Source organism: Edaphobacter aggregans DSM 19364, assembly GCF_000745965.1.
Taxonomy (GTDB): Bacteria; Acidobacteriota; Terriglobia; order Terriglobales; family Acidobacteriaceae; genus Edaphobacter; species Edaphobacter aggregans.
This window is the reverse complement of record NZ_JQKI01000181.1, coordinates 1-9,281: the sequence shown is the minus strand read 5'-3', so window position 1 is coordinate 9,281 and position 9,281 is coordinate 1. Positions and strand designations below refer to the sequence as shown.

Here is a 9,281-nt window from a genome sequence, read left to right as displayed (position 1 = left end):
TGACCTCCCTTGGATCCGTCAACAGCAGTTGGCAGAAGGTTATCGTGGTTGCGATCTTCATCAGCGCGTAACCTGAGCAACGAAGTCAGAGAGAGAAGAGCTTCCTTGCTGAGGTAAACCCGCTCGCTGATCTTTACCTCGCTGCTATCAGGCGATAGCATCCATACTGGAATCTTCAGCCGCTTCCCGGCTTGGTCGATGACCGACACCGCGCCATCTCCCCGCTTCGGCTTGCGGAGGATCTGAACAGTGACACCATAGAGTGGATGGAACGGATAGAAGACCTGGACCTGAGCGTTTTCCGCGCTCAGGGTATTGTGGGCGTGGGTGTCATCATCCCCACGTCCACTGCGTGGCCGCCGCCGGTGGCCTCGCTGCCGACCACACGCGCTGGATGCCGTCTCGTCATGCGTTCTTCCTGCCGGTGAAAGTGCTCAGCCGAGTCTTTCGCGGCAAGTTCGTCGCCGCGCTGAAGACCGCCTTCCGCCAGGACAGACTCGCGTTCTACGGCGACCTCGCACCCCTTGCGGGGCCACGCCTCTTCGCCGCATGGCTACGATCGCTGTTCCGTCACGACTGGGTCGTCTATGCCAAGCCGCCCTTCGGAGGACCGGAACACGCGCCGCGCTATCTCAGCGGCTACACCCACCGTGTAGCCATCTCCAACCGTAGACTGGTCGCCATGGAGCAGGGCAACGTCACCTTCCGCTGGCGAGACTCCGCGCACGCCAACAAGCAGCGGCTCCTGACCCTGCCGGTGGATCAGTTCCTGCGCCGCTTCCTGCTCCACCTGCTGCCACGCGGCTTCATGCGTATCCGCAACTTCGGCTTCCTCGCCAACCGGCAACGCGCCTCGCTGCTGCCACTCTGCTTCCAGCTGCTCGCAAGTTCAGTCGATATCTCTGCTCGAACCGCATCGCATGATGCAGATCACCCTTGCTCGTCCACCCGCTGGAACTGTCCCGTCTGCGGAGGCTCCATGCACGTTGTCGAACGGTTCTCCGCAGCTCAACTCCTGCTGCGTTCTCCACCCCTCACCCACTTATGTGCCGCATGAGCCCGCAACTCCAGCCTCGATCGATCTACGTGCTCCGGCATGCATACCCCCTTTGTGTCCCATCGGGACCGTGGCGCCCACAAGACCACCCCAACCATCCTCGCGCCCGCCTCAAGACCACACATATCCGCATCGTCCACGCCCTCGACCGACCCGCGCGACACGCAATACCAGCCCTACGATCCATACAACTCGCTGCAGTCCGATAGAAAATACATAGACCCACCCCGGAGAGCGGCTTCCTTCAAGTCGCTGTATCCGCAGCACCCGCCAAGTGCCTCTTGCTGGACAAACAGCCCGCCGCGGGCGCTCCAGATACAGCCCTAAGACTTTAAGGGAGATTGTGGTTCAGAGCTTGCGCGTCTCCACCGACGCGGATCTATTCTGCAGAGTTCTTGAAGGGTGAATTCTGGATCTTCTCGCCACTTCCTGCGTCACCGCTGAAGAAATCTTCAGTGCCGCGCTCGTCAACGGAGCGAATCTGATTTCTCCGAGTAGTTCTACCCAATAAAAATTGAGAATCTTTTCCCCTTTCTCGCCGAGAAGGGCGGGGCTAATTTAGTTGAGCTTCCCTTTTTGTATGTATTGTCGCTACCGCGCTCGCTGCAGGTGTCCGCAACTGTTTCTCGCGCCGTGAAAAGTGATCGGACGTATGAAGCCCAGATTCGCAGTGGCGGCACTAATAGCCGTGGAATAAGAACCCTGCAAAGACATCCCACAAACTAACCTGGAGGAGTCATGCAATGCAAGCGTAAAGGGAGACTTACAGCCATACCATATATGACCATCCTGATGGTGACTATAACGGGAGCAATACTGGGTTTTAGCCGTGTGGCCGCCGCAGCAGTTCCTCCGATTGTTTTGTTCACCACGACGGATAACGCCATGTGGGGGTGGATCGTGAAGACCATGGCAGACTCGCAGCAGCAGTCCGCGACGATTACACCTCTCGCTCCTACCGCAATCGACTCATCAGGTAACGACGAAGCTAATTTAAACAATGCAGCGCGAAGCATCTTCGGAGTTGAAGTCTACAACTTCGCAAACGTCACTGACCTTACAGTGAATATCCCATCGGGAGTCCAGGATAGCGGACAGACCACGACCAATATCGGCAATGGTGGAAGTCTGTTGGGAGGGCTCATCACATGGAACCAGAACAACGTCACGCTGGCGTGTAGCGTGGATGCGCACATTCCGCTTCAGATCAACTGTGGGGTTGCCGATTACACGGAGGGTCTGACAATCAACGGGGTAGCAGTCGCGCCTGGATCTTTCCTTCAAGGAACGTCCTTTCCTGTCGCGGGTCCGATAAATGACTCACAATGCTCTTCGGGATCCGAGACATTTAGTGGAACTCTGACTCCTCAGGAGCTAAACGTCCTTGGTGACGCAACCACCAGGCCAACGATCGTGTTGACGGGCCTGCATCTGGTAGGCGACGCTACCTGTAGCACCCCGGGAACAGGCACTTTATTTGGTACGCACTATGATTTAACCGTAGGCAACCATACTCTGGCTCAGCATGAAAAGTCCGGAATCGGGAATCTCAACATCGTCTTTACCGGAAGCGAATATTCCATATTTCCTTGAGGGTTTGAGCTTTTCAAAGGCGGCATTGATGTAAGAACGATATTGTCAAGAGACTCGGAGCTTTGCCAGCAAATCCGCGGGTGGACCGGTTTGGAGAGTAAATCGAAGTCGTAGCCCTGTTCCCGAGCTCAACAGGTCGGCGTCGTCGCTTGTCCAGAGAAGAGGAGCACCTTGCACTCCGGTTGTGTCTTCCGGAAATGAATTGCTAACTCGATACCGGTCATGCCGGGCATCATGACATCGCTGATAAGAAGATCCGGGGCCAAATCATCGGATGCAGCTATAGCCTTTTCGGGATGATCGAGGGCCGACGCGAGTTGCCGAAAAGGTGACTTTGCGGGAACGTCAACTCGACCGGTCAGCCGGGACTCAGCATTAGTCAACGGAAGTGCGTTTCTCGAGGCTCATCCGGATCAGCCAATGTGCTCAGTGAAGCACATGAGGTTTCACTGGCGCACTTGGCGTCGATGCCGGGATAATGTTTTGTAATTGAATCAGAATGTTCAGCAGCGAAACGATAAGCAAGGCGGGCATGACTTCTCAGAATCACCACTTCAGGACAGCAAACGAAGCATATTTCACCAGCCTCATGCCACGACACAGGGCGCACGCCATCGCTTGCCTGCTCGTATTGATGTTCCTTGGCGAGCTGGTATTCTCCGTGCACCGCCAGTCCCCGAGCTGGGACGAGGGCGATCACATCTACGCCGGTTACGAGAGCTGGGCTGCCGGGGAGTTTGGCATCAATCCAGAGCATCCACCCCTACTCAAAGCGATTGCCACCCTTCCGTTGCTCGCCATGCATCTCAGCGCTCCTCCACGGAAGAGCCCTACGTTTTCAAAAACCGAAGCATACTTCAACGGTCGCAGCCTGATCTATGACAACGGCGGTCTCGAAACCGCAAGCAAGATTATCTTCCGCACGCGAATGATGGCGGCGATCTTTTCGCTTGCGCTGGCCACTGTGGTCTACTTCGCGGGTCTTGAGATCTTCGGCCCCGTTGCGGGCCTCTTCGGTCTTGCACTTGTCGTCTTCGAGCCCAACCTCATTGCCCACGGTGCCTATGTAACCACGGACATGGCCGTGACCTTCGGGATCTTCGCCACCGTTTACGCACTGTACCGTTTTCGCGTGCGGCCCTCCATCGGCAGGCTCGCGGTGGTGGGGGCAGCAACCGGCGTGGCCCTGGCGCTTAAGCACTCGGCTGTTCTGCTGCTCCCCATCACACTCGTCCTGTTGGCTTTCGAACTCGTGCGCCCGCGTGCGGAGGAGAAACGGGCTCAGGTCCTCCGCCTCTATGCGGCGGCGTTTGGCGCGGCGATTGCCGTGGGTTTGCCCATCCTGTGGGCTACCTACCATTTCCGCTTTCTCGCGCACCCGGATGGAGGCATGCAGCCCAGCCTCAGCGCGTACATGAACTCGCTGCACGGGGTCGAGCCCAAGGTGTATGGATTCCTTGCCCGATGGCATATCCTTCCCGAGTCGTACTTGTACGGGATGGTCGACATCCGCGTGCAGTCTGTAGCCGGGCAGTCGTTCCCAACCTATATCTTCGGACAGGTTCATGCACATGGTGTCCCATACTACTTCCCGGCCGCTTTCGTTATCAAATCCACCCTTGGCTTCATGCTGCTCCTGGTGCTCGCCATCTATGCGGTTTTTTCCAAGCACCTCGCAGGGTGGCAGCGGCTGAGCTATCTCGCCGTGCCGCCCCTTGTCTATCTCCTGGTTGCGATCGATACGGGTCTCAATATAGGTTCGCGCCATATCCTGCCCATGTATCCGTTTCTCGCCGTACTTATAGGTGGCGCGGTCGTTTCCATCCGGCGGGAGAAGCGGCTCTGGATTTACGCCACACTCCTGCTGCTCGGCTGGCATGTTTTGTCAGCAACGCGAAGTGCGCCGAATTATCTGGCCTACTCCAACGAATTGTTCGGCGGACCGGCGAACACGCACCGATACCTCACCGACTCCAACACGGACTGGGGACAGCAACTCGTCTCGGTCAAGAAGTACCTCGACCGGCACCAGATCCACGACTGCTGGTTTGGCTACTTTGTGCAACCCTCCATCGACTATCACTCGTATGGGATCCCCTGTCGTCAACTGCCGACGGCAAACAGCATGTGGACCGAACAGCAGGTCGATGTTCCGGCCAGGATCTCCGGCACGATACTGGTGAGCGCCGGTACGCTGACAGGGTACGAGTTCGGCTCCGTCATCCTTAGTCCGTTTCAGCCCTTCATGAACGTGCGACCGGTCGACACGATTGACGACGGCGTCTTTGTGTATCGCGGCACCTTCGATACGTCGCTGTCCTCTGCGTTTGGGTACTTCACGCGTGCTACCAAGGCACTCTCCGACAAACAGCTCGATGCGGCTCTTCACGCAGCCGAGCAGGCCATTGCAATCAACCCCGATCTCATGCAAGGGCAGATCGTCCTGGGAGACACTCTCGCTGCGCTTCACCGCGACCACGAAAGCGCAGCCGCATACAACAAAGCTCTCTCCATTGCACTGCGTATGGAACCTAGCGCCAAAGCTGACTGGATTGCGACGCTGCACACGAAGCTGGCCGCTCTGCACCCCTGATCTCGATTCGCCCCACACATACCCCGCCCACGCAGCAACCTCTCCCGAGGCGGCTGGAACGTCTGATTTGTTCAACGTGAGGCGACTCCAAACGTTCAACATCGTCCGGGTTATAGACAACAAGCGGCAGGCTCAATAGGGACAAGTCGTCTCGTCCGCAGTGAGGCTGCACGAAGCTGGTTGTTAACCAGGGGGTAGCTCCCTAGAAAACGGGGTTATAGGTAAGTTCGATCTGAACCCGGGCTGCTGACGCTGCTCTTTGGCTCGCCGTCTGAGTGGATTTCGTTTCCACACTGGGGACACTTCAAGAAACGGAACGCAACGTACGCTAGGGCGAATTCAGTTCACCTAAGCCTTTCGTAATCAGCAAGATCTAATTAGAGAATGCGCCGCTCTTGGACAGCGCGCAATTCGTTGTCGCTGTCCGGCTAAACAATTGATAACATCACATCGACTCTCTGCAAACGTACAGAAATTTCCGTTTCGTGAGGTGTGCCCTAGATGACACTTATACCCGGCACGAAGTTAGGGTACTACGAAATTCAATGCCTCCTCGGGGTGGGCGGCATGGGCGAGGTGTATCGTGCCCTGGATACGAGGCTGCAGCGGACGGTGGCGATAAAGATCCTGCTCGCGCATCTATCCTCTGACCCAGATCTGCATGAGCGCTTCCTGCGAGAAGCAAAGTGCGTCTCTGCGCTTCAACACCCCAACATCTGTGTTGTGTATGACATCGGTTCGCAGGATGGCATCGACTTCATGGTGATGGAGTACATCGCCGGGCAAACCTTGGACAAATCGATTCCTCCAGGTGGGCTGGCCGCGAATCTCTCCATAAAATACGCCCTACAGGTTGCAGAGGCGCTGTCCAGCGCACATGCTGCAGGCGTCGTACACCGGGATCTGAAGCCCTCGAACATCATGATCGAAGAGAGCGGGCTGGTCAAAGTCCTGGACTTTGGCTTGGCGAAACTTGCTGCACCTGCGACCGCTCTGAGCGAGGCTAGCACTTTACTGACCATGCCTGGGTTGGTTGTGGGCACGATCGCCTACATGTCACCAGAGCAAGCAGAAGGAAAGCCCACAAACGCGCGCAGTGACATCTTCTCTTTTGGTGCGGTGCTCTATGAAGTGTTGTCCGGAAAGAGGGCTTTCCCGAGTCAATCTAGTGCCGCTGTCATTCGGGACGAACCCAAGCCGCTCAATGAAGTGCGGCGAGATATCCCGGCGGAAGTGCATGGCGTAGTCACCCGCTGCCTAGAGAAAGACCCCGCTGCTCGGTACGCCTCCGGCGCCGAACTCGCGCACGAACTCAAGATATGTCGTGAAGTCCTGTTCCCTGAGTCGGGTGTAGTTCTGAGCCCCGCACGGATTTTCCGGGAAGCGCGGCGACCCCGGTTGTGGGTGCCACTCCTGGTGACCGCGATCATTCTTGCGGCAGGAGCGACCTGGCTGGTGAAACGCTATCGCGACGCACGCTGGGCACGCGAGGTGGCTGTGCCGGAGATCTCGCGGCTGGCCGGCGCATTGAAGTTTGGTGAGGCCTACTCACTCGCCGTTCGAGCTGAGCGATCGATCCCACACGATTCAGCATTGGCCAAACTGTGGCCGAAGATTTCATACCCGGTAACGCTGAAGACGACGACGCCCGGAGCGGAGGTGTACCGCAAAGATTACGTCGACTCGACTGCGTCGTGGGAGTTGGTGGGAAGAACTCCGCTGATGAATGTCCGCCAGCCGCGTGGCATGTCTATCTGGAAGTTCGAGAAACAAGGTTTTGACACTGTTTTCCGGACGACACCTACCCTGGCTCCGTGGAGGGCCGAATTCATGGACGCAGAAGTCACTTTGGACAAGGTGGGGAACGCTCCGCCCGGAATGGCGAGGGTTTCTCCTGTGAAGTATTCCAAAACGCTATTGATTCCCGGCTATGAAGGATTGCCGGAGGTGGAACTGAAAGACTATTGGCTTGATCGATATGAGGTGACAAATCGCCAGTACAAGGCCTTTCTTGATAGCGGCGGTTATCAAAAGCGTGAGTATTGGAAGTTCGATTTCCAAACAGGCGGAAAGCATCTCTCCTGGAACGAGGCGATGGCACTGTTCCGGGATGCTGCCGGACGGCCAGGGCCGAAAGATTGGATACAGGGAAGATATCCGAGAGGACAGGATGAGTTCCCTGTTACCGGCATCAGCTGGTATGAAGCCGCGGCTTTTGCGGAGTTTTGCCGGAAAGAGTTTACCGACGATCTACCACTGGAATCGGGCAGCGGGACCGTTTGTGGCTTCGTTCGTGGTGCCGGTAAGTAATTTTGGCAGCTCAGGCGTCTTGCCCGTAGGGAGTAAGCAAGGCATGAGCCCGTGGGGCAATTATGACATGGCGGGAAATGTAAAAGAATGGATATGGAACGAAGCGGGTTCCGGCAAGCGCTACGCTCTCGGAGGAGCCTGGGACGAGCCGAACTATATGTTTATCGATCCAGACGCGCAATCGCCATTTCTGCGTGCTTCGAATATTGGGTTTCGTTGCGTTAAGTACATCGAGCCTAACTCAATCCCTAAAGTTGTCACGGATCCGATAACCATAACTAGGCGCAACTTGACCAAGGAGAAGCCCGCCTCCGATGAGGTATTTAAAGCCTACCGCGGTCTGTATTCCTATGACAAGTTGCCACTCAGTGCTACGGTGGAACCTTTTGGCGTGGACGAAGAGGATTGGAAGGCAGAGAAGATCACTTACAAGGCATCGTACGGTGACGAGCGCGCCATCACTTACCTTTTCCTCCCCAAAAAGGGGAAGCCTCCCTTCCAGACTGTCATCATCTTTCCTGGATCGAACGCCCTAGATTTAAGGAGGTTCTCGTTCGACACGGTGGTACCTTTGGATGCGATTCTCAGGAGCGGCCGCGCCGTGCTTTATCCCGTATACAAAAGCACTTTTGAACGTGGCGATGGTATGGAATCGGATATCGCAAACATGAGCAGCACCTGGCGGGACCACGTCATCATGTGGGTGAAGGACGCCTCGAGGGCGATCGACTATGCTGAGACGCGCCCTGAACTGGACCATGCCAAGCTAGCGTTCTACGGATTTAGCTGGGGCGCGGTAATGGGACCCTTTGTAACGGCTGTGGAACCTCGAATCAAGGTAGGCATTTTCGCGTTGGGTGGACTCGATTTCCAAGAGTCGCTTGCTGAGGCGAATGCCATCAACTTTTTGCCACGCGTGAAGCAGCCGGTGTTGATGCTGAATGGGCGCTACGATTTCTTCTATCCGTTGGAGTCATCCCAAGAGCCGTTCTTTCACTGGCTTGGCTCCGGGACTCCGGTCATTTTATTCCCATCAACGATCTGACCAAGGAGACGCTGAACTGGCTGGACCAATATCTCGGGCCGGTCCACTAGGTTATGGACCGAGCAATGGATCATCGGCGAATTATTTCGACAGGCTGAACCCGTACACAGTTGTTCCGTATCCGTCAGGCAAAACCACATTGACAGTTACAGATTGCTAGCGGCCCATGCGGTGGGAGTGAGTTCTGGAAGTCTCTGGACGGATAAGTTGGCGAGCCCTGGCAGGACAACGGCTAGGTACTCACGGGCCGGGATCTTGAGTCGGCGGCAGGTTTCGACGATGGAGAGGATTGCTGCGACGCGTGGTCCGGCCTTCTCGTGACCGATGTGGGTCCAGTTGCGACGGCCAATCGCCACCGGGCGCATGGAGTTCTCCGCAAGGTTGTTGTCGAGCACCATCAACTACAGCTGATCCCAAGGATGAGAGTGGCTGGTTCACTATAACCCATCCTTTCCATCCGTTGCGCGGGACGCGCTATGAGCTCCTTGAGCGCCGTAAAAACTGGAGCGCGGATCGGGTGTTCTATTTCGACGGTAATGGAACACAGCGCTCTTTTGCGACCAATTTGACCGACGTGCTGCCTCCAGATGCCTTCCTGGAAGCGTCGGCCGGCCGCGCGCCGTTTCGCCTGGCCGATCTGCTGGAGCTTCGAGAACGGCTAGATCGTCATTCGGCCAAGAAGG

At 56.6% G+C, this 9,281-nt stretch carries 8 protein-coding genes and 1 pseudogene; 6 read left to right on the top strand and 3 right to left on the bottom strand.

Going from position 1 to position 9,281, the window contains the following annotated elements; translation table 11 throughout:
* Positions 1-209: hypothetical protein (locus tag Q363_RS43310; protein WP_211256406.1), on the bottom strand; the 209-nt coding region annotated here is incomplete at its 3' end.
* 122 nt (positions 210-331) lie between these two features.
* On the opposite strand from Q363_RS43310, the pseudogene Q363_RS28485 reads away from it, so the two are divergent.
* A pseudogene (locus tag Q363_RS28485) lies at positions 332-1,057 on the top strand (IS91 family transposase); the annotation flags it as partial.
* Positions 1,058-1,795: 738 nt separating this feature from the next.
* Positions 1,796-2,650, top strand: a complete 855-nt coding sequence (locus Q363_RS28480; protein WP_157467763.1) for a hypothetical protein — start codon at positions 1,796-1,798, stop codon at positions 2,648-2,650.
* Positions 2,651-2,778: 128 nt separating this feature from the next.
* Here the strand turns inward: Q363_RS28480 and Q363_RS44925 are convergent, their stop codons facing one another.
* Positions 2,779-2,916: a response regulator gene (locus Q363_RS44925; protein ID WP_245632533.1), complete on the bottom strand. Its 138-nt coding sequence runs from the start codon at positions 2,914-2,916 to the stop codon at positions 2,779-2,781.
* A gap of 323 nt (positions 2,917-3,239) precedes the next feature.
* Between Q363_RS44925 and Q363_RS28470 the strand changes: the two genes are divergently transcribed.
* From Q363_RS28470 to Q363_RS28460, 3 genes are all read left to right on the top strand, one after another.
* Positions 3,240-5,243: an ArnT family glycosyltransferase gene (locus Q363_RS28470; RefSeq protein WP_035357443.1), complete on the top strand. Its 2,004-nt coding sequence runs from the start codon at positions 3,240-3,242 to the stop codon at positions 5,241-5,243.
* Positions 5,244-5,744: 501 nt separating this feature from the next.
* The gene (locus Q363_RS36995; protein WP_051979466.1) at positions 5,745-7,553 is read left to right on the top strand and encodes a bifunctional serine/threonine-protein kinase/formylglycine-generating enzyme family protein; all 1,809 of its coding nucleotides are present in this window, start codon (positions 5,745-5,747) and stop codon (positions 7,551-7,553) included.
* The gene (locus tag Q363_RS28460; protein ID WP_281176097.1) at positions 7,444-8,598 is read left to right on the top strand and encodes an SUMF1/EgtB/PvdO family nonheme iron enzyme; all 1,155 of its coding nucleotides are present in this window, start codon (positions 7,444-7,446) and stop codon (positions 8,596-8,598) included. Before Q363_RS36995 ends, Q363_RS28460 begins: the two co-directional genes overlap by 110 nt.
* A 146-nt stretch (positions 8,599-8,744) precedes the next feature.
* On the opposite strand, the gene Q363_RS28455 is transcribed toward Q363_RS28460, so the two are convergent.
* Entirely contained in the window at positions 8,745-8,996 is a 252-nt protein-coding gene (locus Q363_RS28455) for an IS66 family transposase (RefSeq protein WP_035357430.1), read from the bottom strand.
* On the opposite strand from Q363_RS28455, the gene Q363_RS47040 reads away from it, so the two are divergent.
* On the top strand, positions 8,900-9,281 hold a 382-nt coding region (locus Q363_RS47040), incomplete at its 3' end, for a DUF5372 family protein (protein ID WP_425387797.1). The two genes, Q363_RS28455 and Q363_RS47040, sit on opposite strands and share 97 nt — an antisense overlap.